The organism is Hymenobacter sp. M1-2, assembly GCF_057808495.1.
Genome location: NZ_JBTYZO010000002.1, coordinates 94,944 through 120,082, shown reverse-complemented (window position 1 = coordinate 120,082; position 25,139 = coordinate 94,944). Strand labels below are relative to the sequence as shown.

Annotated in this window: 22 protein-coding genes; 3 read left to right on the top strand and 19 right to left on the bottom strand. The window is 57.2% G+C overall.

The genetic code is table 11. The features are described from left to right. Nucleotides 1-11 precede the first annotated feature (11 nt). The 4 genes from ACYSMN_RS02555 to ACYSMN_RS02540 are packed head-to-tail and all read right to left on the bottom strand — an operon-like array spanning nt 12 to nt 4,788. Nucleotides 12-2,603 (bottom strand): DUF5686 and carboxypeptidase-like regulatory domain-containing protein, encoded by a 2,592-nt coding sequence (locus tag ACYSMN_RS02555; protein WP_488922271.1) that lies wholly within the window; start codon nt 2,601-2,603, stop codon nt 12-14. Then, nucleotides 2,600-2,983, bottom strand: a complete 384-nt coding sequence (locus ACYSMN_RS02550; protein WP_488922270.1) for a GtrA family protein — start codon at nt 2,981-2,983, stop codon at nt 2,600-2,602. Before ACYSMN_RS02550 ends, ACYSMN_RS02555 begins: the two co-directional genes overlap by 4 nt. 3 nt (nt 2,984-2,986) lie before the next feature. Then, complete coding sequence (locus ACYSMN_RS02545) at nt 2,987-3,457, bottom strand: phosphatidylglycerophosphatase A family protein (RefSeq protein WP_488922269.1); 471 nt, start codon at nt 3,455-3,457, stop codon at nt 2,987-2,989. After that, nucleotides 3,454-4,788 carry an inositol-3-phosphate synthase gene (locus ACYSMN_RS02540; protein WP_488922268.1) on the bottom strand — a complete coding sequence of 445 codons (1,335 nt, stop codon included), beginning with the start codon at nt 4,786-4,788 and terminating at the stop codon, nt 3,454-3,456. Before ACYSMN_RS02540 ends, ACYSMN_RS02545 begins: the two co-directional genes overlap by 4 nt. A gap of 653 nt (nt 4,789-5,441) precedes the next feature. On the opposite strand from ACYSMN_RS02540, the gene ACYSMN_RS02535 reads away from it, so the two are divergent. Beyond that, on the top strand, nt 5,442-5,834 hold the full coding sequence (locus ACYSMN_RS02535; RefSeq protein ID WP_488922267.1) for a winged helix-turn-helix transcriptional regulator: 393 nt from the start codon (nt 5,442-5,444) through the stop codon (nt 5,832-5,834). Nucleotides 5,835-5,861: 27 nt separating this feature from the next. Here the strand turns inward: ACYSMN_RS02535 and ACYSMN_RS02530 are convergent, their stop codons facing one another. After that, a complete protein-coding gene (locus ACYSMN_RS02530; protein ID WP_488922540.1) occupies nt 5,862-6,296 on the bottom strand; it encodes a DUF695 domain-containing protein in 435 nt (144 codons plus the stop codon). Nucleotides 6,297-6,395: 99 nt separating this feature from the next. Then, on the bottom strand, nt 6,396-7,286 hold the full coding sequence (locus ACYSMN_RS02525; RefSeq protein ID WP_488922266.1) for a carbohydrate kinase family protein: 891 nt from the start codon (nt 7,284-7,286) through the stop codon (nt 6,396-6,398). 263 nt (nt 7,287-7,549) lie between these two features. Between ACYSMN_RS02525 and ACYSMN_RS02520 the strand changes: the two genes are divergently transcribed. After that, complete coding sequence (locus ACYSMN_RS02520) at nt 7,550-7,759, top strand: heavy-metal-associated domain-containing protein (RefSeq protein ID WP_488922265.1); 210 nt, start codon at nt 7,550-7,552, stop codon at nt 7,757-7,759. 115 nt (nt 7,760-7,874) lie between these two features. Here the strand turns inward: ACYSMN_RS02520 and ACYSMN_RS02515 are convergent, their stop codons facing one another. The 12 genes from ACYSMN_RS02515 to ACYSMN_RS02460 all read right to left on the bottom strand — a co-directional run bounded on the left by ACYSMN_RS02515 (nt 7,875) and on the right by ACYSMN_RS02460 (nt 22,017). Beyond that, nucleotides 7,875-9,035: an AIR synthase-related protein gene (locus tag ACYSMN_RS02515; protein ID WP_488922264.1), complete on the bottom strand. Its 1,161-nt coding sequence runs from the start codon at nt 9,033-9,035 to the stop codon at nt 7,875-7,877. Nucleotides 9,036-9,253: 218 nt separating this feature from the next. Next, the gene (purF, locus tag ACYSMN_RS02510; protein WP_488922263.1) at nt 9,254-10,762 is read right to left on the bottom strand and encodes an amidophosphoribosyltransferase; all 1,509 of its coding nucleotides are present in this window, start codon (nt 10,760-10,762) and stop codon (nt 9,254-9,256) included. A gap of 61 nt (nt 10,763-10,823) precedes the next feature. Next, the gene (gene purN / locus ACYSMN_RS02505; RefSeq protein WP_488922262.1) at nt 10,824-11,552 is read right to left on the bottom strand and encodes a phosphoribosylglycinamide formyltransferase; all 729 of its coding nucleotides are present in this window, start codon (nt 11,550-11,552) and stop codon (nt 10,824-10,826) included. Further along, on the bottom strand, nt 11,536-12,819 hold the full coding sequence (gene purD, locus ACYSMN_RS02500) for a phosphoribosylamine--glycine ligase (RefSeq protein ID WP_488922261.1): 1,284 nt from the start codon (nt 12,817-12,819) through the stop codon (nt 11,536-11,538). Before purD ends, purN begins: the two co-directional genes overlap by 17 nt. Further along, on the bottom strand, nt 12,816-13,349 hold the full coding sequence (locus tag ACYSMN_RS02495) for a GNAT family N-acetyltransferase (RefSeq protein ID WP_488922260.1): 534 nt from the start codon (nt 13,347-13,349) through the stop codon (nt 12,816-12,818). The genes purD and ACYSMN_RS02495 overlap by 4 nt, the downstream gene beginning before the upstream one ends. 59 nt (nt 13,350-13,408) lie before the next feature. Beyond that, nucleotides 13,409-14,341, bottom strand: a complete 933-nt coding sequence (locus tag ACYSMN_RS02490) for a phosphoribosylaminoimidazolesuccinocarboxamide synthase (protein WP_488922259.1) — start codon at nt 14,339-14,341, stop codon at nt 13,409-13,411. Between the two features lie 110 nt (nt 14,342-14,451). Then, nucleotides 14,452-15,942 (bottom strand): phosphoribosylformylglycinamidine synthase subunit PurQ, encoded by a 1,491-nt coding sequence (locus ACYSMN_RS02485; RefSeq protein ID WP_488922258.1) that lies wholly within the window; start codon nt 15,940-15,942, stop codon nt 14,452-14,454. Between the two features lie 4 nt (nt 15,943-15,946). Then, entirely contained in the window at nt 15,947-19,039 is a 3,093-nt protein-coding gene (locus ACYSMN_RS02480) for a phosphoribosylformylglycinamidine synthase subunit PurL (RefSeq protein WP_488922257.1), read from the bottom strand. Nucleotides 19,040-19,165: 126 nt separating this feature from the next. Next, complete coding sequence (pyrE, locus tag ACYSMN_RS02475; RefSeq protein ID WP_488922256.1) at nt 19,166-19,777, bottom strand: orotate phosphoribosyltransferase; 612 nt, start codon at nt 19,775-19,777, stop codon at nt 19,166-19,168. Between the two features lie 175 nt (nt 19,778-19,952). Then, a complete protein-coding gene (gene pyrF / locus ACYSMN_RS02470) occupies nt 19,953-20,717 on the bottom strand; it encodes an orotidine-5'-phosphate decarboxylase (RefSeq protein ID WP_488922255.1) in 765 nt (254 codons plus the stop codon). Further along, complete coding sequence (locus tag ACYSMN_RS02465) at nt 20,705-21,568, bottom strand: dihydroorotate dehydrogenase (protein ID WP_488922254.1); 864 nt, start codon at nt 21,566-21,568, stop codon at nt 20,705-20,707. Before ACYSMN_RS02465 ends, pyrF begins: the two co-directional genes overlap by 13 nt. 266 nt (nt 21,569-21,834) lie before the next feature. Further along, on the bottom strand, nt 21,835-22,017 hold the full coding sequence (locus ACYSMN_RS02460) for a hypothetical protein (RefSeq protein WP_488922253.1): 183 nt from the start codon (nt 22,015-22,017) through the stop codon (nt 21,835-21,837). 686 nt (nt 22,018-22,703) lie between these two features. Between ACYSMN_RS02460 and ACYSMN_RS02455 the strand changes: the two genes are divergently transcribed. After that, nucleotides 22,704-23,249 (top strand): DUF4468 domain-containing protein, encoded by a 546-nt coding sequence (locus ACYSMN_RS02455; RefSeq protein WP_488922252.1) that lies wholly within the window; start codon nt 22,704-22,706, stop codon nt 23,247-23,249. Between the two features lie 74 nt (nt 23,250-23,323). On the opposite strand, the gene ACYSMN_RS02450 is transcribed toward ACYSMN_RS02455, so the two are convergent. Continuing rightward, nucleotides 23,324-25,093, bottom strand: a complete 1,770-nt coding sequence (locus ACYSMN_RS02450; protein ID WP_488922251.1) for a bifunctional lysophospholipid acyltransferase family protein/GNAT family N-acetyltransferase — start codon at nt 25,091-25,093, stop codon at nt 23,324-23,326. Nucleotides 25,094-25,139: the final 46 nt, after the last annotated feature.

Below are 25,139 nucleotides of genomic sequence, written 5' to 3'. Positions count from 1 at the left end.
GGGCCCACCCCTTAGAAGGAGAGTTTAAATCGACCCCGCAGGCCCCATTCGGCAACCGTAGGATTGTCTAGGTAATTCAGGCGTTTCACCACGTCTATCCGAAAGAGCTTGAACACGTTGGCTACCCCTACGCTGGCCTCCACGTAGGGCGTTCGGCCCAACGCGAAGGAGGTAGGCTGCCCAGCATCATTCTGCACGAATTCGTAGAGAGTTGAGTCGCGGGTCGGGTTATTCTCGGATCGGATGCCGCCGTAGAGCACTTTCAGAGAAGCTACTTCCCGTAGCTTCAACTTATTTATTAGCGGTATCTTATTGAAGAAGAAACCGTTGAAGTTTTGGTCAATGAAGATGCTAGCGTAATGGTCGCTGGAAAACTCCAGGAAATTCATCAGGTTGTAGGAGTTCAGCTGGTAAGAATACGTTTGGTTGGCGCGGTGAATGGCCAGCAGCGGAAACGGCACCCGGCCAAATACGTACCCGCCTTCCAAATTAACGTCGGCAAATCCGAGCTGAGAAAGGTAAACCCGCTTCACAACGCTTAGGCCCACATTCTGATAGGTGTATTGCCCCTGCAACGGCCCTTTAATACCCGAGGTAAACCGGGCCGTAAACACCGGATAGCGCCCGATGATTGGGACGCGGTACAGCTTTCCTTGGTAGAAAGTCTCCTTGGGAGCCCAGCGCAGCGTGAGCCCTACCTCCGTAGTTTGTAAGGCGGGCACGGTGCGCGGCTCGCCATCCTCAGCAGTCGTGCGGAAATACAGTCCGCCAGCCGGCGACTGTTTCCAGCTTTTGAGGCCTATAGAGTATGAAAAATGGCTGTTGAATTCGTGCAGGTAGTCCAGCCGAAACACATCGTTGTACAGCCACTTGTCGTTGACGCCGCGCTTGAAGGACAGCAAAAAATTGTCTTCCTGCACAAATTCCAGCTCCTGCCCCGGAATCTTGGTGTCGCGCTGAAAGCTGGCCCGAACGAAGTTTTGGGGAAAAGTGTAAACCGACTTGTTGTTGAGCGAATACGTGGAACTGAAGAAGTACTTCCACTTCTCGTCTTTGAAGCCGTAGGCCGCGTAGGTTTCGAAATAAAGCCGCTTGCTCAGCTCCGGCGTAGTACGGCCACCCAGGCGCAGGCGGAAGCCTTCGACAGGGTTGAAGCTGTAGAAAGTGTTGGCGGGCCCAACCTCAAACGGTCCAAACGACTTGTAGCCCGCGAAGAGAAACGTGAACAGCTCCAAGGAGCGCCGAAACGACTTGATGGTTTGCAGCGTGTCGATGTCGTGGTACACGGCGCGCTCTTTGGCACTGAGACTGTCGTGGCGGCTGGCCAGCCAGAAAGCGTCGGTTTGCTTGCTCGTGCTGCTCGTGCTATCGACGGTGGCTGGTTTCGGGGCCTCAAATACGGCAACGGACGGCGGCTGATTGATCCGGTAGTTCTTGAGCGACACGGTCCGTTCGCCGTAAAAGCCGGAGCCTTTTTCTTTCAGCAGGCCAAACTCCACCCGCAGCACGCTTTTGCTGAGGTGGTAGCGAGCATCGGAGTTGGGCTCAAACTCCACCCGCGCCTCCAGGCTCCGCACGAAGTTGAGGTTGATGCGCTTATTGACGGAGAGCAGGGCTTGTTTAATGGCGTAGTTGCCGTCCAGCGGCACGTAGAGCTTGCCTTCGAACAGCAAATCACCCTTGGTGCGGGGGGTGAAACTGATTTCCACGAGGGCCGGGGTGTGCTGCCGCAGGGTGTCGGTGATGAAGTACTGGTAAAAGGTGGGGGCGTTGTCGGCAATGGGGCTCAGCAGCTGGTTGCCCATGATGGACACGTTGTTGGCGTATATGTCCACATCTTGGTACATGCGGTTGAAATAGCTTTGCAGGCCATCGTTGTCGATGAAGTTCTTATCAAACTGCACCTGTTTGGTGCCGAGCAACGTGGACACCCGTTGCTCGGGATTTTGCCGATAGTATTTATGAAACAGTTTCTCCTCTAAGTAGATAGGCAACATATTCCGGCCGCCCATGGCCGCCGAATCCTGCTGCTTGAACAGGAACTGATAGTTAATAAAGGCTTTGCGATTCTTGAACTTCTCAGATAAGTTACTGAGGGAGAAGAACATCTTTTCGTACTGCTCATAGTCCACGTACTCGTAGGCTTCCGGGCGGTTCTGGTTTTTGTGCTCGATAACCTGGCGAATAAGCGCGACGGCGGGGTTGTCCTTGTTTTGGTAACGGGGTGCTTTCGGCGCCCGCACCACCACCTCGCCCAGGGCCGTGGCGCTGGTTTTCAACTGCACGCTCAGTTCCTGCGGCTGGCCCGCCAGCACCGTTCGCTTCACCGATTGGTAGCCGAGATAAGAAAATACGACCGTGGTGTACGGAGCCGGAATTTGCAGCGAGTAGCGTCCGTTTTCGTCGGTGTTGGTGCCTATTGATGTTTGGGGCACGGAGACGCTGACGTAGGGCAGCGCCTGCCGAGTCTTGCCGTCGGTTACGACGCCGGTTACAGTGGTAGTTTGCGCCACTGCGGCCACCGCTAAGCTCAACAGCAAGCCTAACAACCCGAGTGCTCTAGCCCAACGCGCAAACTCGGCCCTTGCCCTGGAGGCTTTCATGGCTTCTTGAAAACAAATTTTTGTTGCAGCACGTAATTGAAACCAACACCAACCAGCAGATTCACAACTACTTTACTGATTAGATAAGGCTGGTGCAGTTGCTGAACCAGCAAATAAATTCCTGTGCTGTTGAGGAGTAAGTTGCCCGCCCACACCAAGAGGTAGCGGTAGGCCTGGGTGGAAATTGCCTGGCCCTTCGCGCCGAAGACGTAGTGCCGGCCCAGGTAGAAATTTGTGCATCCCCCAGCAATGTTGCCTAGCACCACGGCTGGCAGGTAGCCCATCCGCAAGACTTCAACGCACACAATGGCGACGACGTAATCGACTGCGGTACCGGCGAATGACGCGGCCTGCGCGGCAAAAAATCGAGTGGTTGGCACCGGTTAGAACAAGTGAAGTTTAGTGCATACCTGAAGCAACATATTGGCGTACAAGCCGGCCAGCACATCGTCTAGCATCACTCCTACGCCGCCCGGCAACTGCTCCAGCGCCCGGATGCCGAGCGGCTTGCGAATGTCGAAAAAGCGGAACAGCACCAGCCCTGCTAGTAGCGAAGCCCACGTGATGGGCACCAAGAGCATAGCCAGCCACATACCGGCTATTTCATCAATCACCACCCGTTGGTGGTCTTTACCCCAAGCCGGCTCCACTAACTGAGCCGACACGGTACCCACCACGAGTAAGCCAACAGTGAGTAAGGCCGCCGGCATCAGTTGCCTACTTGGCTCACTGACGCGGGTCAGGTAGAGAACCAGGCAGCAGGCCGCGGCGGCAAGAGTGCCACCGCCACGGCCCACGTACCCAATGCCTAATCCGCTAGCAATGAGCTGGTGCAGGCGTAAAAACGAACTCACCGAGCTTCCATCAAATCCTCGTAATAGTCGAGGCCCAGATGCGTAATCAGGTCTTCTCCCATCATGTAGCGAAGCGTGTTTTGCAGCTTCATGAGTTGCTGGAAAATGTCGTGCTCGGGTCGCAAACCAGGCGCGGTCTGCGGCGATTTCAGGTAGAAAGACAGCCATTCTTGAATGCCGCTCATGCCGGCGCGCTTGGCCAAGTCCATGAACAGAGCCAGGTCCAGCACCAATGGAGCGGCCAAAATGGAATCACGGCAGAGAAAATCGATTTTGATTTGCATGGGGTAGCCCAGCCAACCGAAAAGGTCGATGTTGTCCCAGCTTTCCTTGTTGTCGCCAGCCGGCGGGTAGTAGTTGATGCGCACCTTGTGGTAGATGTCGCCGTAGAGCTCGGGGTTGTCTTCGGGGCGGAAAATGTCTTCCAGCACGCTCAGTTTGGACACTTCTTTGGTCTTGAAGTTGTCCGGGTCGTCCAGTACCAGTCCGTCGCGGTTGCCGAGGATGTTGCTCGAAAACCAGCCCCGCACACCTAGCGCCCGCGCACTCAGGCCAGGAGCCAGAATGGTTTTCATGAGCGTCTGGCCGGTTTTGAAGTCCTTGCCAGCGATGGGCGTACTGGTTTCCTGGGCCAGTTCCATCAACGCCGGTACATCCACGGTCAGGTTGGGCGCGCCATTCACGAACGGTATTCCCTCTTTCAGCGCCGCGTACGCATAGATCATGCTGGGCGAGATGTTGGGGTCGTTGTCGTGCAATCCGGCTTCAAACGCAGCCAGGGTGGTGTGTACCGGGGCCAGTTCGTGGTAGATTTCCGTCGAGCCGCACCATACCATTACGAGCCGGCTACAGTCGCGCGTGGCCTGGAACGTGCGGATGTCGTCGATTACCTGTTCCGCCAAATCGTACTTGGTGGTGTAGGTTTTGACGTGAGTGCCGTCCAGGTTCTTGACGAAGCGGTGGTCGAAAGCCGCTTTCATAGGCTTCAAAGCTTCCAGTTCCGGCCGGATGCTGTCCAGCAGAGATTGATCCAGCACTCTAGCCTTGGTAGCCGCTTGGTAGACGCTGTCCTCGTACACATCCCAGCCGCCAAATTCGAGGTCCGAGAGTTCTGCCAGCGGCACGAAATTCTTGATCTTGGGGTAGCGGTTTTCGGTTCGTTTACCCAAACGGATGTTGCTCATCTGCGTGAGGGCCCCAATCGGCTGTCCTGCGCCCTTACGCACGGCTACTACGCCCGCAATGAAGGTGGTAGCCACGGCTCCTAGGCCAGGAATGAGAATGCCCAGCTTGCCTTCAGCGGGTGCAATAGGTGTAGGTTGTTCGGTCATTGCGTTGTTGGGTTGGCGGTTTTTGAACGTTTTAGTCTCTGTTTTTTCCGCTAACGGTCTCATTCATAACTTGTTTTCATGATGAACACCTACTGCTTAGGTTCGAGAAGCTTTAACGTACGAGGTACTCATCTATTAGAAAGCCCCTGAAAGCAGGCCTCCGGTTTCAGTGTTAGTGAGTTACAAAAAGTTAGGAGCAACAGCGAGTCAGCTTGCGAATGAGCGCGTTTTTTCGGGCAGGACACCCACTGCCTTTTAGCCACAAGAGCCCGGCAAAACGGACGACGAATCAGCAGCCACTTTATTTTCCCAGCACGAATAATTGCTTGCTCACAGTGCCGCAGTGGAGAGGCTGAACCTCTATTCTTATCCGCAAAAACGTAAAATCTCAAGCAGCGGAAGGTCGGCTACTCGGCTTGGGGAGGTTGGCGGGTAGGCATTGACTACGCTATGGAAGGAGTTAGCAGAGTCGTCCATGAGTGCGGTGGAAAAAGGTGCAACTGCGCGATTAGGGCGCTAAAGGTAGAGCGTTTTGGTTACTAAAAGTTACTAGCTGATAAAATGTTATTTAATAACTAAAGTAAAACGGTAACTTCCAGGTAAGCCCTCACGTTGGGAATGTATCTTTGAAGTCGTCTTGCTATTGCTCACTAATGGAAACCCCTGACTTTGTTCACTGTATCACGGCGCTTGAGCACCTGCGCGTTGCGTTAGGGGTGCTCAATGGTAAGTGGAAGCTTCAGATCATGGTTTCGCTCTACACAGGTCACCATCGGTTCAGCGACATCAAGCAAAGCATTCCCGCTATTTCCGCGAAAGTGCTGGCCAAAGAGCTGAAGGACTTGGAAGCGCATCAGCTAATTCAACGCACGGTGCAAGCTGGTCCGCCCGTATCGGTGTGTTACGCGGTGCTACCCTATGCGCACACTCTCGACCCGATCATCTTCATGCTGCGCGATTGGGGTATGCAGCACCAACAGCGGCTTGCATCAGGCTCTGGCCACGCAATGGTGCCGTGCTTGGAGGAGGAAACCGCGGTGCTTTAGCGCTTAAAAGGCGCCAGCTTGGCCGCATTAGTTATTTGGCATTTGAATACGCCGCATAGCCGCCGGATCAGGGAAAAGAAAATCTAGATAGGTTTCCCACCCGTGGTCAGAAGAAGTTCCATAAACGTATTTATAAGTAGAATAACACGCTAATTCTTTGGCAACCAGAACGTCATATAGAGTAGTGTTTGGAGTGTAGTAGAAAAGTTTCTTCACTCCTCCACTGAGCGTCTTGCCTACAAAAATTGCCTCTATTTGCTCTTCTAATTGTAACCTCAATTGGTTTTCCATATTACCCAATACTTCCAGCTCTGCCAGACTGGGAATACCATTAGCGTCACACGTCAGGAGCTGTATGGTTACCTCAATAACATCGTCGAAGCCAGGAAGTGGCGCAAGTGGGCCCATGCCTAAATCGACGCCTACCAAAGCAGGCTTGTTTTCGATGTGGCAGGAGTAAATGCCCCAATTGGGTTAATAGGATGTAGGCTGCACGACTCAATATTTAGGTAGTGCCACAAGAAAGTGAAAGTCAATATTCTCGTGGAGCATCTAGGCGTGCTATACCAACTGCGCCTGCAAGGCTCGAATTTCGGCCACTTGTATCGGTGGAGTGGCGCCTTGGTAAGTGGCCACCAAGGCGCCAGCGGCACTCGCAAAACGTAAGCATTGCTCCGGGTGGTCTTGGCGGAGTAAACTGTAGAGTAGCGCGGCCAAAAAAGCGTCGCCGCTGCCTATCGTGTCGCGCACAGTTATGGGCAAGCTGGGGCTGTAATAGAAAATACCGTTGTGGTATAGTATGGCGCCGTCTTCGCCTTTCGTTACGCACACGGTTGGCAGCGCGAAGCGTTGGGCCAGCTCTGTTATGGCCGTTTCTTCTTTGGTAGCGCCGCTATACCAGCCAGCTATTAGCGCCAATTCGTGGTGATTCATTTTCACTAGGTCGGCGGCAGTCATCAGGTGCTCCAGCGTAGTCTGCTTGTAGTGCGGAGCGCGCAGATTGACGTCGCAGATCTTGAATGAAGCTTGTTCCAGAAGGTGAAAGAGCGTTTCGGCAGTGGTTGGGTGACGAGCGGCGAGACTCCCGTACACTATTATCTGGGCTTGAGCTACAGTGGTAGCCAGGGTTTCGTGGTACCCTATAAAATCCCACGCCACGGGTTGCACGATATTGTAGGCTACCTCTTTTTTATTGGTCACGTTGGCTTCCACGGTGCCAGTTGGGTGCGTGTTGTCTTCCTGAATGTAGCTGATATCTACGCCTCTGCTTCGCACAAACTCCAGCAGCTCCGCTCCTAGCGCATCGTTGCCAACACGGCTGATGAGGCGCGCTGGTAGACCTAGATTATTGAGATGAATGGCAACATTGAGAGGCGCTCCGCCGGGCTGCTTCCCTTCTGGAAGTATATCCCAGAGCATTTCACCGAAACTGATGATGGCGGGAGTAGACATCGCGTGGAGACAGTCGGGGTTTGGAAGAAACTAGAGTACGGGAGCATTGCTACTTGCGCAGGTTACAGCAGCCAGGCAACAAGTAGTCGGGCTGGCCTCGCAAAAACCTAAAATCTATACGCGCCCGGCCAAAGTCTGCACTACTTCCGCTGATTGCCGCTGCTACTTTTGCCTCATGCTCCTACGTATAGCCGGAGCTAACATCGTTTCACTCGCCGCTGCCGTTTTACTTGCGGCATCAGTGGCTCAACCGTCTTCTCACCATGTCTACTCTCCAGTTCAAAACCAGCATCAACTGCTCCAACTGCGTACGCGCCGTTACGCCTTTCCTCGACGCCGAAGCCAGTATTCAAAAGTGGCACGTCGATACCAACGACCCCGCGAAAATCCTGACCGTGGAAGGCGAAAACCCCATTCCAGAGTTAATCATGAAAGCTGTTGCTCAAGCTGGCTTTGATATTGAACAAGCCTAACTGACTGGTTCGCTCTGAGCGGCAAGGACCTGAGCCCGCAGGAAGTAGCGACGTTGTTACGTCGCTACTTCCTGCGGGCTCAGGTCCTTGCCGCGTCAGGAAACGGGCGGGTTTCCTATCCTTCGTAGTTCAGCTCTCCGGCTCCCACTTTCAGCCGAATGCCCGGCTCGGCGGTGATACAGCCAGCTACTTGGGCTTCGTAGCCCTGAGCTTGTAAGTGGGCGGCTACGGCCTCGGCTTGGTCTTGGTCCGTTACGAGGAGCATGCCGTTGCCCATGTTCCAGTAGAGGTAGGCATCGGCGGGGGTGATGCCGGCCAACTCGGTGAGTTTTTGCATGGCGGGTAGAGGCTCGAAAAGATTGGTCAGTTCGGCGCCCACGCCGTTTTTGAGCACCCGCTTAAAATTATCGGCGATGCCGCCGCCGGTGATATGCGCCGCGGCATAAATCGGCAGGCCCGCGTCGAGCACCCGAGACACACCGGGCGAGTAAATCAGCGAAGGCGCCAACAGCACCTCACCCCAAGTTAGTTTTTGGTTGTTGGTTGTTGGTTGTTGGTCGTTGGAGTGCGTCTCAGCAATTCCTAATTCTTCATTATTAATTATTAATTCCTCATAGGGCGCTAGGTGCCAGTTGTCGCCGAAGAGGTTTTGCAGGGTTCGGCGGGCCAGGGAGAAACCGTTGGAACGGAAGCTTGGCGAGCGAAGCGCCACCACGGCCTGCCCTGCCCGTACGCTCGCGCCACTGAGCGGGCGCTCCAAACTTGGGTGCAGGCTGCCAATGGCGGTGGAACACCAGTTGAAGTTCATCTTGGCGCCCGCCCAGCCGCCTATACGATTACCTAGCTCGGCAATTTCGCCGCCCGTAATGGCCATTTCCGCGAAGTTGCAAGCATCGTGCAAGCCACGCATCATCTCGTCTATCACCTCGTAGTCGAGCGTATTCACGTCGATGATGTTGGAGAGATTGGTGGGTACGAAGCCGCCGACGATGAGGTCGTCGGCAGTCATAGCTACCAGGTCATAGCCTAGCGTATCGAACTTGCCTACCCGCTCCGCTACTTCAATCTTAGTTCCGATGCCGTCGGAGGAAATACCGAGGCGGGCGTTGCCGAAGCGGATTTCATTGGCAAAGCCGCCGTCGAGGTCCTGAGCGGGCTCACCGGGCTTGCCAGCGCGGTTGGCGAAAGTTTTCTTCGACCAGGCGTAGGCGTTGCGGGAGCATTCGTTGCCAAGGTCGATGTCGTAACCGGCGGGTTTCTGCGAAGAAGTGGACATGTAAGGAGCTAGGAGTGAGAAGCTAGTAGGTAGGAGCAAGCCACACTTTTTGCCGTGGGCATCGGTCCAACCCGAGTTAGAAGCAGAATAGAGTTGTAAGTGAGGAGTTGAAGGTGTGGAGTAACGGACTAACAGAAGTATCTGCAGACAAGCATAAGAAGAGAATAAGCAGACATGGCCTATTCCATCTCCTAGCTTCTTACTCCTGACTCCTCCACTTAATGTTCCGTTGGGGCAGGAGCCTTGGCGCTCACGGAAGGCATCACGTCGGAGCGGTCCTTTTTGTCGGGGCGGTGGCTTTGGCGCTCTTCCTGGATGTGCCGCAGATACTTGGTGACGTCGCCAGTAGGGTAGCGGCCGGTGAAGCAGGCGAAGCAGCTGCCGCCGTGGCCTTTATCTTCCGCAAACAGCTCCTGCAAATCCTCTATCGATTGGTAGATGACCTTATCGGCCTCGATGTAGCGGCAGATTTCCTCCTCGGTGTAGTTGGCTGCAATCAGCTCGGTGCTCATGGCCATATCGATGCCGTAGATGCAGGGGCTGATGATGGGCGGAGCGCTGGAAATGAAGTATACTTCCTTGGCGCCCGCCTCGCGCAGAATCCGCACGATGCGCCGCGAGGTAGTGCCCCGCACGATACTATCGTCGACTACAGCTATTTTTTTGCCTTCTACGAACTCGCGAATAGGGTTGAGCTTCTTCTTGACGATGTCCTCGCGCCCCGCCTGGCTGCTCACGATGAAGGAGCGGCCCATGTGGTTGTTCTTCACCAACACCCGGCGGTATGGCACGCCAATAGCTTCGGCCAAACCGGAAGCCGCGAAGTAGCCCGACGAAGGCACGTCAATCACCATGTCGGGCTGAATACCCGACTCGATAACCTTGCGGGCCAGCATCTTACCCAAACGAACACGCTCCCGAGCCACCAGCCGGCCGTGGATGGAAGAGTCTTCGCGAGCAAAGTAGATGTGCTCAAATACGCAGAAGTTCTTCGGCTGCTGATACGGATTCTTGTGGTGAACCTTGAAGTCCTTGTCGATGAATATCGCCTGGCCCGGACCCACGTTCTTGATAAACTCGAAGCCCAGGTAGTCGAAGCAGGTGCTCTCGGAGGCGAAGGCGTAGATGGGTCCGTTTTCCGTCTCGCGGCGGCCCAGCACCAGCGGCCGGATGCCCAGCGGGTCGTTGAAAGCCAGCAACCCGTGGCCGGCAATAACGGTGATGGTGGCGTACGCGCCCTTCACCAGCTCCTGCGTGGTTTCTACGGCATCGAAAATATCGATTACCGACAACGCATCGAGATTCTTCAGGCGCAGCTCCGAGGCGAAGGTGTACATGATGAGCTCCAGGTCGTTGCTCGTCTTGGGCAGCACGTGGTACTTCTCGTGCAGGCGCTTGGCGGCCTGCCGGAAGTTGATGACGTTGCCGTTGTGCACCATCGCCAGCCCAAACGGATAGCTGGTGGTGAACGGCTGGGCCAGCTCGGCGTCGTTGGAGCCCTGGGTGGTATAGCGGGCGTGGCCGATGCCGATGTTGCCCTTCAGCTTGCGCAGCTTTTTGGGACGGAACACGTCGGCGATGAGCCCGTTGCCTTTGCAGAGGTGAAAATTATCGTCGAAGGTGGCGATGCCGGCCGCGTCCTGCCCGCGGTGCTGCAACGCGGTGAGGCCAAACACGATATCGTGCGCAACGTCATCGGGGCCGTAAAAACCTACTATTCCGCACATGGGAAGTATTGAGTGGTTGGTAGGGAGTGGTGAGTCTCCTTACCGGGGTGGGTGGTGATGTTCAACGAATAGCCTCACCCCCCGGTCCTTTCTCGTTCAGCGAGAGGGAACCGGACGACAATGGCGCCAATGGCTCAGGTGTAGATTCGGAAGTAGCAACTTGTGTAGCGGCTGTTTCGGTTGTTTGCAGCTCGCTCCGGATGAGGCGGGCCAAGGTATCAGCGTAGAGGAAGTGCTCCACGGCCAGGCCGCGGCGCTCCACTTCGGTTAGCGAATCAGCCCCGCGCAAGTCCACGGACTGCTGAGCGAGGACGGGTCCGGTGTCGAGACCCTCATCAACCAGATGCACCGTGATTTTGGTTTCCGACAAGTGATTTTTAAAGGCCCATTCGTAGGCGTGCAGACCCTGGTGCTGGTGAGTATCGGCGGGGTGAATGTTGAGGATGCACCCTGCAAAGGCCTGGATGAAGGTGGGCGACAGAATGCGCATATAGCCAGCCAGCACGATATAATCGGGTTGGTATTGGTTTAGCAGATCCACTACTTCGGCATCAAACTCAGTCCGCTTCTTACCCTGGCTAGCCAAGCTGGCCGTGGGGCAGCCTAGCGCGGCGGCCGTTTCCAGGCCGGGCGCATCGGGCTTGTTGCTGAACACTACCGCTACCTCGGCCAATTCGCGCAGTACGCCGTGTTGTACAGCCTTTACCAGGGCCACCATGTTGGAGCCCCGGCCCGACAGTAAAATCGCCAGGCGCTGCTTGCGGACGCTATGCTTACCAGGTGCCTTCAAGAACGGGAGCGGGCCGTTGGCCAATGTCGGTACGGAGGTATACCCCCTGAAATTTAACTCTTTCTGCTTCCCGATACACGTGCGCCACGGCTTCTTCCAGCTCGTGGCCGTGGCCGACCAGCACCAGCACTCGGCCGCCGCTGGTCACAAGTTGCCCGTCTTGCTGGCGGGTGGCGCCGTGGAAGGCCAGGATGCTCGGATGCAATTGGTCGAGGCCAGTTATAGGAAAGCCCGTCGGGAACTGGGCGGCCGGATACCCCTCCGAAGCCAGCACCACCCCTACATAATAGCCGGGCCGCTGCCACACTATCGTCTGCTGAAGCGTGCCATCCAACGTGGCTTCGATGAGTTCGAGCAAGCTGCTTTCCAGCGCAGGTAGCAGTACTTCAGCTTCCGGGTCGCCGAGGCGGACGTTGTATTCGAGCAGCTTCGGGCCTTGCGGCGTGAGCATGATGCCGAAGTACAGGAAGCCCTTGAATTCGAACTGCTCTCGTTGCAGGCCTTGGAGCGTAGGGTCCACTATGTGGGTACGGATGGCGGCCAGCACGTTGTCGTCGGCGAAAGGTACGGGGCAGTAGGCGCCCATGCCGCCGGTGTTCGGTCCCCGGTCGCCGGCCAGCAGCTGTTTATGGTCCTGGGAGGGCGCCAGCAGCCGGATGCGGTTGCCATCCGTGACGCCGATGATGCTGATTTCGGGGCCGGCCAGCTTTTCTTCCAGCAGAAAGCTGAACCAGCCGGTGTGCTGAGTTTGCAGGTCATCGAGGGCGGCGTGGGCTTCTGCTACGGAGGAGCAGACGTACACACCTTTGCCAGCAGCCAGACCGTCGAACTTCACCACTACTTGCCCATCCAGCTCCGTGGCTTTGGCGCGGGCCTCGTCCAGTTTGTCGCTGCGATATTGCCACGACAGCGCCGTAGCCACGCCGTGCCGCCGCATGAAGTCCTTGGACCATACCTTGGAGCTTTCCAACGTCGCGCCGGCCCGACCAGGACCAAAGACGCGAATGTTAGAACCAGCAAAGTAGTCCGTTACGCCGGCCGCCAGCGGTGCCTCTGGCCCAACCACGATAAGCTTCACGCCGTGTTCCTGGCAGAAGCTTTGAATGGCCGGGAAGTCGGTGGCGCTGATGTGGGGGTGGCTGTTCGGGATGCCGCCGTTACCGGGCAGCACGTGCACGGTGGCTCCGTCGCGGGTCAGCTTCCACGCCATGGCGTGTTCACGGGCCCCGCCGCCGAGGAGAACTATGGGTATAGGAGCTGGCGTCATGTGGAAACGTTTTGAAAATCAGAGCGAAACAGCACCATCAACCGATGGTCGAAATATTGATTGTCAACTTTTAAATACTTGCGCTGGAGGCCATATTCCTTGAATTCCAGGCTTTCATACAATTTACCAGCAGCGGCGTTGTCGGCCACTACGCCCAGGAAAATCTGTTCCATCCCAGGTAGGGCAAAGGCCGCCTGAATTGTTTGGACCATCAACAGCCTCCCAACACCGCGGCCGGCATACGCGGGCGCCACATATACCTGCCGGATGTCTCCATGATGACGAACTTTTCGCCGGTTCTCCCGCACAAACCCGCAGATACCTACCAACTCCGCTCCATCCCAGGCTCCCATCATGAAAGCATCGGCCGCTTCCTCTTCTATCTTCTGCTCAAAAACTAGCGGAATTTTTTGGCTTTCTTCTTCCAAAGAGGAACCAAAGCTGCTAGGATACTGAGCCAGGCAGTCCAGCCGCACACGGCGGTAAGCGGGGCTATCAGCGGGGAGCAGTTTGCGGATGGTAATGGTCATTTGAACTTGCGTTTCACAGCCCCCGCAGCTGGCGGCTCTGGGCTTGGCTTTGATGATGGCTATTCATCCTTCATGATACCGGCCCGCACGAGGTTGCCTACGAGGCGGGCCCGCACGTCGCCGCCAGTAGTCAGTTCCGAGCCGATGGGCAGTGGGGCGCCGGTGATACGCTCGTAGATGTCGAGGTAGCGGCGGGTGGCTTCCTGCGCCACTTCCGGGGTGAGGGCGCGGGGGTATTGGCCGTCCTGCTTGTTCTGAATCAGCCACTGACGCACGTACTCCTTGTCCATCTGCTCGGCCGTCTCGGGGTTGCGGGCGTAGTCTTCCGCGCTCCAAAACCGCGACGAGTCCGGCGTATGGATTTCGTCGATGAGAATTAGCTCCCCATTCAGCAGTCCAAACTCGTACTTGGTATCTACAAGGATGATGCCGCGCGCCGCCATCCACTCCGAAGCGAAGTTGAACAGCTCCAGCGACTTCACCCGCATCTGCTCGTACAGCTCCGCCGACACCCAACCTTCCGACACCAAGTTTTCGGGCGTGATTTCCCGGTCCGACTCCTCTTTCGTCGTTGGCGTTACGATGGGCTCGGGAAACTGCTGGTGCTTGGTCAGCCCGTCGGGTACGGTCACACCCGAGAAAGTGCGCTGGCCTTTTTGGTAGCCGCGCAGCATGGAGCCCGTGATATAGTTGCGCACTACCATCTCCACCCGAATCGGCTCAGCCTCCTTGGCCAGGGTCACATTGGGGTCGAGCAGGGAGATGACGTGATTGGGGATGATGTGCTGCGTTTTGTCGAACCAGAAAGCGGCCAGCCCATTCAGCACCGCGCCTTTGTGGGCCACGGGCGTTTCCAGAACCGAATCGAACGCCGACAGCCGGTCCGTCACCACAATAAGCCGCTCGCCCGAGGGGGCACGGTACGAGTCGCGTACTTTGCCGCGGTGCAGGAGTTCGAGCTGAGGGGTATCGAAGTGGTTGAGGGTGTTCATAATGGGAGTGGTTGGTGCCTCACCCCCCGGCCCCCTCTCCTTCAGAGAGGGGGAGCCAGGCGACCGTGAATGTGGTGGTTTGCGTGGTGTGGTTTTTTGTGGGGTGTAGCTTAGTCGGGGGTCGCTTCTTTTGCCTCCAGCGTTTGATAAATCTGCTGTAATACTTGTGACGTTTGGTGCAGGGCTTCGTCGTTAGTGAAGCGAATAATTTGGTAACCTAATTCCTGCAGTTCGTGCGTACGGCCTTGGTCATACTCAGCTTGTTCAGTCTCACCATGAACACCACCATCAACCTCTACTATCAGGTGCTTTTCAAGGCAGATGAAATCCACGATAAACCGCTCAATCGTATGCTGACGGCGAAATTTGTAACCGTCCATCTGTCTTTCTCGCAGGTGTTGCCACAAAAAATCCTCGGCTAAAGTTGGCTGCCGACGCATTTCTACTCCGTGCTCCTTCAACCCATTGAACCACGCTTTCCTATCAGCCGTCAAGTGCAAAGGCTGCCCTTCCACATCAGCGCCGCCGTGGCTCCCCCTCTCTGAAGGAGAGGGGGCCGGGGGGTGAGGCAACGACGCCACGTGCTCCACAATATTGCGAAACAGCCGTAACCCATCCCCTTCTTCACTCAGCTCCGGGTTGGCCCGCTTGCGCCGCGCCCAGTCGGGGTGGTTGTAGAGCGAGAGAAATGCCTCCGGGTGCGGCATCAGGCCGAATACCTGGCCGGTGGCGTCGGTTAAGCCGGCGCAGTTGAGGTCGGCGCCGTTGGGGTTGAAGGGGTACACGTCGGTGGGCGAGCCGTCGTAGTCGGTGTAGGCCAGGCAGTTGAGGGCGCGGGCCTCAATTTCGGCCAGCGTATCGGTGCCCGAGATGATGAGGCGGCCCTCGCCGTGGCGCACGGGCACTTCCAACGTGTCAAGGCCTTTGAGGAAGGGCGAATGAGAGCTGGGGTTGACTTTCAGGCGTACCCAACGGTCTTCGTAGCGGCCCGAGGCGTTGTGCGTCAGGGTCACTTCGGGCGTTACGTGGCCGCTCAGGTTGGGCAGTAAGCCTAGCTTCACCAGCACCTGGAAACCGTTGCAGATGCCCATCACGAACTTGCCGTGGGCGATAAACGCCTTGATGTCATCGAGCAGCGTGCGGCCTTCGGCGTTTTTGCGGTAGCGCAGCTTGTTGGCTAGCACCACGCCGGAGCCCAGGTCGTCGCCGAAGCTGAAGCCGCCCGGAAAGTTCAGAATGTCGTAGTCGTGGATGCTGATGTGGCCGTGCAACACCTGATTCAGGTGCACGATGGTAGCTTCCGCGCCCGCCAGCCGATAAGCCGCCGCAAACTCCTCTTCGCAGTTGATGCCGAAGCCCGTCAGAATAAGCGCCTTGACTGGTTTTTGGTGATTGGTTGTTGGTTGTTGGTTGTTGGTTGGTTGCTCTTGTTGAGCTGAGTCAGGGCCTTTCAGAGGCTCCGTTGACTCGTGGCCGGCGTCTACGCTTTTGAAGCCGGGCAATACTATGTTGCCTTCGGCGTCCAGGATTTCGTGGCCGGGGTCTTCATGCTGGGGCCGCGGCGGGGTGTTTAAATCCGGCAGAATTGGGTGGTCTTCCATCGTACTATTGCGCTACCTCATGCTGGCCGAAGCCAATGATTCGATTAACCGGCCCGTTCGTCCACGCGTGCCGCAAGGCAGCAGTGCTGGCCGAAACAACCGTCTGGCCGCCGTGGTGCACCGTGAGCTGGCCGTCTTGCGTCACGCGGCCCAAACGCGTAGCGCGGGCACCGAAGTGCTGCTCGAAAGCCACCACATCTTCCGGCGCTACCGTGGCCACGAACCGCGAGTGCGACTCCGAAAACAGCTGCACCGGCAGCGTGAGTTCATTGGCAGGCAGTTCTACCTCGGCTCCGAAGCCATAGCCAAACGTAGCTTCCGCTAGTGCCACCGCCAAGCCGCCATCGGAAAGGTCGTGGCAGGACTGGATGAGGCCCTGGTCGTTGGCCTGGCCGATGAGGACGTAGAGGGCTTTGGCTTGCTCGAAACGAACCTGCGGCACGTTGGCCCCTAGCTCGTCGAAGAGTTGGTAGAACTCCGAGCCGCCCAGTTCATCATAGGTCTCACCTAGCAAGTACACCACGTCGTCGGCCTGCTTGAAGTCGGAGGTGATGGTGCGGCGGACGTCCCCGATTTTGGCGGTCATGGAGTACAGCACCGTAGGTGGCACCGAAATCTTCACGCCGTCGGCCTTGAAGTCGTTCTTCATCGAGTCCTTGCCGCTCGTGAGCGGGATGCAGTAGGCGGCCGTGGCGTCGCGCAGGGCTTGGCACATACGCACCAGCTTGGCTAGCTTGAGCTTGCCGTCGGGGTTCGTCACCGGGTCGTACACCGAGTCGGGCACGCAGAAGTTGTCATTAACGGACCAGAAGTTGCCGTCGCCGTGGCTCAGGTTGGGAAGCTTCCCTCCTACTGCCACAATCTGACGCACCGCCTCATCAAACGCTCCGGCCGACATATGGTATGCGTCCAAATCGCCGAAGCGGGGCAGAATACCGTTGCTCACGGCCACACCTTCCCAGCTCTCGAAGTTGAACCGAACCACTGCCGCGTCCTGCGGCGCCTGGCCCGTCGCGCCCATCAGCGGCTTGATAATGGTGCGGCCCTTCACCTCATGGTCGTATTGCCGAATCACCGACTCGCGGGAGCAGATGTTCAGGCTGCCAAGCAAACGGTGCAGGATGTCGTTGTAATCAAATGAAGAATGAGGAGTGAGGAATGAGGAATTATCGCCCTCTAATTTCTCATTCTTCATTCTTAATTCCTCATTAAAACCCGGCTCTTTCAGAGCGGGTTTTTGCCATTCGGCTTCCAGCACCTTGCGTGGGACGCCGTTGTGCAGGAACTCCATATTCAGGCGGGCCACTGATGCGCCGTCGAAGCGCACATCGAGGTTGCCGTCGGCGGTGAAGTAGCCGATGTCAGTCAGTTCCACTTCCATCTCGCGGCCCAGAGCCAGCAGTTCATCCAGCTTGCTTGGCTCCACGGCCAGCGAAAACCGCTCCTGCGACTCCGAAACAAAGATTTCCCACGGCCGCAGCCCCGGATACTTCAGCGGTACGCGCTCCAATTCCACCACCGCGCCGCCGCTGATAGTCGCCAGCTCACCGATAGACGACGACAAGCCGCCCGCGCCGTTGTCGGTGCTGCATTTGATAAGGCCGCGCCGCGTAGCCAGCACCAGGAAATCCATGGCTAGCTTCTGCGTGATGGGGCTGCCGATTTGTACAGCCGTAGCCGGCGAGGTTTCATCCAACTCAATAGAGGAAAAGGTAGCGCCGTGGATACCGTCTTTGCCCACCCGGCCACCAGCCATGATGATACGGTCTTGTGCGTCAATCTTCTTCTCCCACGAATCCAGCCCGGCCAGCTGCATGGGCATCACGGCGCCGGTACCGCAATACACCAGCGGCTTGCCCGAGTAGCGGTCATCGAACACGATGGCGCCGTTCACGGTCGGCACTCCCGACTTGTTGCCGCCATCCTCAATGCCCTTGCGCACGCCTTCAAAAATGCGGCGCGGATGCAGCTGGTTGCTCAGCAAAGTGCCGTTGAACTCGGGGTTGCCGAAGCACAGCACGTTGGTATTGAACAGCAGCCGCGCGCCCCCGATGCCGGTAGCCAGCGGGTCACGGTTGTTGCCCAGAATGCCCGTAATAGCCCCGCCGTACGGGTCGATGGCTGAAGGTGAATTGTGCGTCTCCACCTTCCACACGAACAACGACTCCGGATTGATGCGCACGGCCCCGGCGTTGTCTGAAAACACCTTAATCAGCCAGTCGTTGCCGTTGGCGCGGAGCTGGCGGTCCACCTCGGCCGTGGCGTCTTTGATGTAGGTTTTGAAGAGCGAATCCACCTCAAACTCCTCACCCGTATCGGCATCCTTGTATTTGATGACAGCGCTGAACTCCTTATGCTTGCAGTGCTCCGACCAGGTCTGGGCCACTATTTCTAGCTCGCAGTCCGTCGGGTCCTGTGGTAAGCCGGCCGCCTGTCGCTCCGCACCAATACTCACGTAATGGCTGCGCACGGCCTGCATTTCCTCCAGGTTGAGCGCGTAAAGGTTGTCCTTCGATAGTTGCACCAGCTCTTCATCAGAGAGGCCCACGAGGCGCACGGTGTTGGTAATAGATTCGGCCCCGCCGCCCGGCCGCGGCGTGTAGTCGCGGATCTGGGTGATGGGGCCGGTTTCGAAGCGGTGAATGAGCTTGTTGCCGAGCAGCTCTTCGGCGAGGCGGCGCAGGCTACTCTCCGGCAGCTCGTGCTCCAGCAAGTAGAGCCGTTTACTGAAGATGTGCTGCGTGTGCGTGTCGAGCGGCTGGTTTAGGAAGTCGCCGAGGGCATTCTGCGCCGATATACCTTCGTCGTCGGTGACTCCGGGCAGCTTGGCTACCAAGATGTAGCTCTTGTAAGTGGGGTCGTGGCGAAACTCGTCGAGGGCCACGTCGTGCAACACCGGGTCTTGAAGGCAGTGGGTGGCGAAGTCACGCAGCTGCTCATCAGTTACTGGGTAGCGCACCGTGTAGAGGGCGGTGCTTTGCACCCGGCCGGTAGCGAGGCCAAGGTGACGCTGGGCAGCTTCTGCCACGCGTTGGCCCTCGCCATCGTGTTGGCCGGGCTTGAGCAGGAGCTGAATTGTTCTTTGGGTAGAGTCCAAAAGGAGTGGTTTATCTATTTTTCGGGTTTCCCACGCTTAGGCGAAACTGCCTACGTGAGGAAGCATACCCGCGCGGGGTACGCCGAAAATGCCTTGCTCAGCGGCCGTTTGCCTGCCCGAGTAGGTTTAAGAAAACGCTTTCTCCGGCCGACTGCCGGGTTTCACCACCGGAATACCTGCCCGGCACAGCGGGCAATCATCGGGTGCGTAGGTGGCCGCCGTTACCGGCAGCAGGGCAAAGTTCGGAAAATTCAGCGCAGCTTGGGCACTCGTGCGGTCAATTAAACTTGCTACGGCCAAAACTTTTGCACCCAATCCTTCCAGTACCCGCGCTACTTCGTTGGTGCTCTTGCCGGTAGTCACCACGTCCTCAGCAATTATCACTTTTTCGCCGGGGCTGATGGTAAAGCCGCGCCGCAAAGTCATCTGCCCCGACTCGTCACGCTCCGTGAAAATGCCCGGCACGCACAGTTGTCGGGCCAGCTCGTAGCCAATGACCAGGCCGCCCATCGCCGGTCCTACCACCACATCCGGCTGCAAACCGGCTTCCCGAATCTGCCGCGCCAGCTCGGCAGCAGCAGGCTCCGCTAAATCTGGCCGGCGCAAGAACCGAGCACACTGCACATAAGTATCGGAATGCAGACCTGAAGAAAGCCGGAAGTGCCCACGTAGCAGCGCATCTTCCTGGAGCAGCTGCTGTTCCAGTTTTTCGGAAGTGAAGGTAGTTTGGGTGGTCAAAGGTGGGTTGTACTAAAGTATGAAGTAGCACTGAGCTCCCGCTCGGCACATCGTTGCTAACTGCTGCATTCCGCCCGGTCGTCCCAGGGCTGAAGCCCTGGGCTAGTTAGCGCCTAGCTATTTCTGCTCCGTAGCCCAGGGTTTCAGCCCTGGGACATCTGGAATGTTCGGAACGTTAGGACGCCGTTATCGGCCGAAACTGATTGATCTGCTCGACCAGTTCCCGCGCGGCTGCGCCCGCATCGGCGGCTTGCCATAAGGCGCGCGACGTGTTAATAAGGAGCCCAGCCCCATCAGGCCGCAGCCCAGCGCGGAGTGTAGCCTGCAAGTCGCCGCCCTGGGCACCGACACCGGGAACTAGGAACCACTGCTCCGGCGTGAGGCTGCGCATGCGGGCTACGGCTTCGGCGTTGGTAGCGCCCACCACCAACCCAATACCGCCATGCTGCTCGTCCAGCTTGCCGGCTACGCGGGCCGCGCAATCGGATAAAGTGCCGCCGCGGGTGAGAGCTACATCTTGCAGGGAATGGGTGGGCTTGTTGGACGTTTTGGCCAGCACGAACACCATTTTACCGGGCCGAGCGAAAGGCACAATGGCGTCGTCACCCATGTAGGGGTTCACTGTCACAGCATCTGCCCCAATTACATCGTAAGCGAAACGGGCGTAGTGGTCGGCGGTGTTGGCGATGTCGCCGAACTTACCGTCCAGAATTACCGGAATGCTTTCCGGGATGCGCTGCACCGTTTCGCGCAGCAGCTTCACCCCATCTTCCCGGCTCAGGAAGAAAGCCAGATTCGGCTTGAAAGCCGCCGCGTATTCGCTGGTTTGGTCGATTACCTCCGCCAGCCGGCGCGCGACCGGCGCATCGTCGCCGGTGGGATCGAGGCCCACGCACAACAGCGAGTTAGCGTATTGAACACGGTGAGTTAGCTTTTCCATGCAGCAGCAATTTCAGGTTGAAGATGAGCGCACTCCGCGGCCAGCCGCGCCGACAAGCCCGGTTCCAGCCATTCGCCGCTGGCCACTTGTACCGCGGCCGCGCCGCAGCGCAAATAGTCCGTCACGTGCCCCGAGGTAAACACGCCGCCCGTCCCAAAAATGGGCAGCTTGATTCGCTCGTCGTGGGCCAGTTCCCACACGCAGCGCATGGCTACTGGGCGCAGGGCATCGCCGGAAAAGCCGCCCGTCACGGGTGGGGCCGTCGGGTTGTCGGGCAGATGCAGAGCGCGGAGTAAGTTGGTAGCGGCCAGCGCTGTAGCACCGCCTTCTTGCGCACCTAGCGCCAGTCCGCGGATATGGTCCGGCCACGGCGGCAGCTTCACCACTATGGTCGCGTGCGGGCCTACCTCGTTGCGTACGGCCTGCGTCACATCGCGCACGAATTTGGCGTTCAGCTCGGCCCCAGCGGCGGTGTCCTGGGCACTGATGTAGACTTCGATGCCGGCTATCTGCTCCCCAACTTCACGAGCCAGGAAACGGGCAATCTTGCGGAAGCCCGGAATGCCCGGCGCCGTAATGCTCACCAACACTGGCACCCCGAAACGACGCAGGCCGGGCAGGTGTTCCTGCACCAGTATCTCGGCATTTTCGGTGCGCATGTTGGTGGCATTGAGCAAGGTTTGGTCAGCTATCTGCCAAATGCCTTCCTCGTAACTTCCCGGTCGGGGCTCCATGGTCACGGTGCGCGTGAAAATGGCGCCTAGCCGCTCGTAGCCTAGCCCGTCGGCGAGCTGCCACGGCGAGGCCGCCAGGCACACGGGGTTCTGCAAAGTGAATGTACCGAGTTGCATAGGAGGTGAAATAGAAAAATCCATCGGTTGGCGGGCAGGGTACCCGCTGTTCGTCAGGATTGAATGTTCAAACTGATAGCAGGTCCTAAGTAACAAGCTATTGAACAAAGAACAAGAAGCTGTTGATCGGCATCTTCCTGTCTTAAGACCAACTACCCACTACTGACCACCCGCTTAATACGCCGCCCAAACGAGCCAGCGGTACGCTGGAGAGATCCTCAAAAACAAAGCGCCCAGACCGAGCCGGGCGCTTTGACTGAGGTTACTTAGATAACGTTGTTGCGGTTGATGAGGAAAGGCGCGCAGTTGCGGATGTCTTTCTGGCCGAGGAAGAACTGGGCCACGCGAGCCATACCCACGCCAGTGGGGTCCGTGCTCAGGTTCACGTTGTGAGTGGCAGCAGGAGCGACGGCTACCATCTGCAGGGCGAGGGTGGTGTTGTCGTTCATGAGGACCCCAAGTATGGGGTGAAGGTTGAGAAGTGAAGTTGCAGAGGAAATTTGCTGTGCTAACCGAACCAGCTGGGCACAAAAAAACCGCTGCGAAAACCGGAGCGGCGAAAAGCCCAGAAAAACGGAAGAGTCAACGGGGGAAACGACCTTGCGGTCATCTCGCAGGACGGCGTTTTGTTCGGTCCCGCGCTTCATCAAATGGTGTTGATTGAGTTGAAGCACGTCCCAAAAGTACTACTTCCCCCAATTGCCAACAAGTACTTCAGTTAGTTTTTTGTTACCGCAAGATTACCACGTACTAAATGAGCATCAGGTGGCGCAGGACCATCTGGAAATACATCTACTTTAGTAGATTATTGAATATCAACTTATTCATTCAACAAAATGATTTCCTTAGCTGTACGAGCTTTTACCTGATTTTAGTTTTCAAGTCTCTTTTCTTCGTTTGATGTTATGCTTAGCATTTTTGCCCTTGTTAAGAATAATCATATTATTATCTGCGCTTCTATACTATATAGTAGGGCTCACTAAATTATTTGCAAGCTGGCACGGCTCTTCTACAATTTCGACTGAAGCTGCAAACTGAGAAGTTCTTAACAAAATTATAATCCGCTCCCACTAACCTCGTCAGTAATATCACCAGTATCTTTGAGGTCAATTATATCCCTCAGCCAACAGGCATCATGAAAAAAGTAGTTCTCGGACTTTTGCTAAGTGGCCTCATCGCCGCCTTGCAACCGGCGCAGGCACAAACCACCACGTCTGTGGGGTATAGCGAGCGAGTACCAGAAGAAGGAGTTAGTAAATCTGTGCTCTACCACCGGGCCTACGATTGGGCGGAAAACCATTTCGCTTACATCCCCAAAACTGCTATCCGTACGGACACTATCAAAGGAGAAGTGCGGGTGGAGGGTACCGCCAAAGTGAAAACTGCGTCGCCGTCCGGCCAGTTGCAGGAACGGCCCGTGCACTTCGAGTTCGTATTTCACGCGCTGCCCACCGGCTACGATTATAGCGTGGGCTCGTTTCAACTTATCTCGGACCCCAAGAAGCCCGACGAAACAATAGAATTTGACGAGTTCGTGGCCCAACTGGCTACGGAGCGCTCCAATGCTCGCACTCACAACGACCGGCGCGTAACCGCACAGGCAACTTCGTTAGCGAGTGAGGTAGCCTTGTCTTTCCGCTCCTACATGAACAGCCGCCCGGCCGAAGGAGCCGTAGAATAATTTACTTTTCGGCTTGCCACAGCCTCATAAAAGAGAGGCCTGCTTCGTAAGTAAGCGGGCCTCTCTTTTTATGCTTAATTATCGCCGGCTGCTGGCGGGCCGGGCGTGGGCGGCGCATAACGGTCGAACAGCTGATGCGTGCGGGCTGGTAGTTCCCGCGCATCGAGTAGCAACAGGCCATCGAGGGCGTTGCTGAAACGCGGATCGATGTTGAACCCAAGCAGCCGAGCATTTTGCTTCAGGTACTGGCGCAGCAGTACGGGTACGCCGCTGCCGCCCGGTTCCAGCCCAGTGATGAGCTGCTGCAAAGCCTGCAAGTTGTTGAGGCCAGCCTGAAGCAGTGTGGCATCGCCGGGAGTATCGAGCGGGCGGAAGCGGAATTGCTTGCGCGGCTCCACGTACGCGGCCAGCTCCGTATCGAAGAAGTTTCGCCGCAGGTACTCTACCATTACGCCCTTAGAGACGGGAGAAAAACGGTTGCTGATGCTGACCGGCCCAAGCAGGTAACGGTATTCGGGATGAGTGGCTAGATACTCGGCAATACCTTTCCACAATAGTGCCAACGGCAGTGGCTGACGTTGGTACTCAGCGCGCACAAAAGAGCGGCCGAGTTCCAGAGACTGGCGCAGTAACGGAACCAAGTCTTTCTTTAACCTGAACAGAGAATTCAGGTAGAAGCCACGCCGGCCGTGCTGCCGCAAAATAGCGCGGCCCTTGCCCAGCCGGTACGCTCCTACCAGCAGTTTCTTCTCTCGGTCGTACAAAAACAAATGGCGGTAGTACTCGTCGTACTGGTCGAGGTCGGTGGGTTGCTGGGTGCCTTCTCCTTCCCGCCGGAAGGTAAGCTCGCGCAGCCGGCCTATTTCGCGCAGAACGTGCGGAATCTCAGCTTTTTTGGCCACGTATACCTCCCAGCGCCCGTTACGCAGCAAGCAACGGCTGGGCCGAAGTGCCGCGATGTCGGCTTCGAGGAGGGCAGGATTGGTTTCGGCTACAACTGCTGGCATGGGCAAAGGCGGTAGCAACGCCGCCATCGACCGTTCGGGCACCGTGCCTAGGGCGTACACGCGAGCCCGCAGATACGGCAGCTGCTCGGCAGTGGGCAACCGGTCTAGTTCAGCCGGCGCCACGGGCTGCCCAATACGCACCTGAATAGTCTGCCCCTGCTTGTTGAGCAGTTCGGCAGGCAACCGAGCCGTGCGGAGCAGTGGGTGGATCAGGCCTAGCATACTAAAAGAAGCACTATTTTGGCCACTCAGCCACACCGGCACGACGGGTACTCGCGCCACGGCCAGTATGCGCCCCGCCGTTGGGTTCCAAGGCGAATCTACGGCGAGCCGGAAAGGATTGGCGCGGTGCGCGACTTCACCCGCGGGGAACAGCAGCAGTGGCACGTCGTTGTGCAAATGCCGCAGTAGTTGCCGTACGCCGGGCACGTTACGGCCCGCAGCAGCTCGTTCGGGAGTCACGAGTACCAGTTGGTCAGCGAGTTGGGCCAGCAAAGGGGCCAGTAGCTCGTTGGCTACGGCGCGCAGTTTGGGCCGCGCCTGGCCTAGTACGTGGAGCAGCACCAGCCCATCCAAGAGGCCGCAGGGGTGGTTTGCTATGGCCACGAAGGCCCCATTAGGCAGGCGGCGTAACTCGGCCGCATCATAAGAAACTTTGATTTTCAGATGGCGCAGCAACTGCTCTACAAAAGCCAGCCCAGTAAGGTGGCGGCATTGCTCGTATAGATCTTGTAACTCTCGCCACTGCGCAAACTGCTGCCACAACGGACGAAGCAACTCACGGGAGCGGCGTAGCGCGGCCGGAAACGATATATATTGATGAGGAAGCAATTCCATGAGCAAACGGAATAAGAAATAGGCATCTAAAGCATGCCTATCAAAC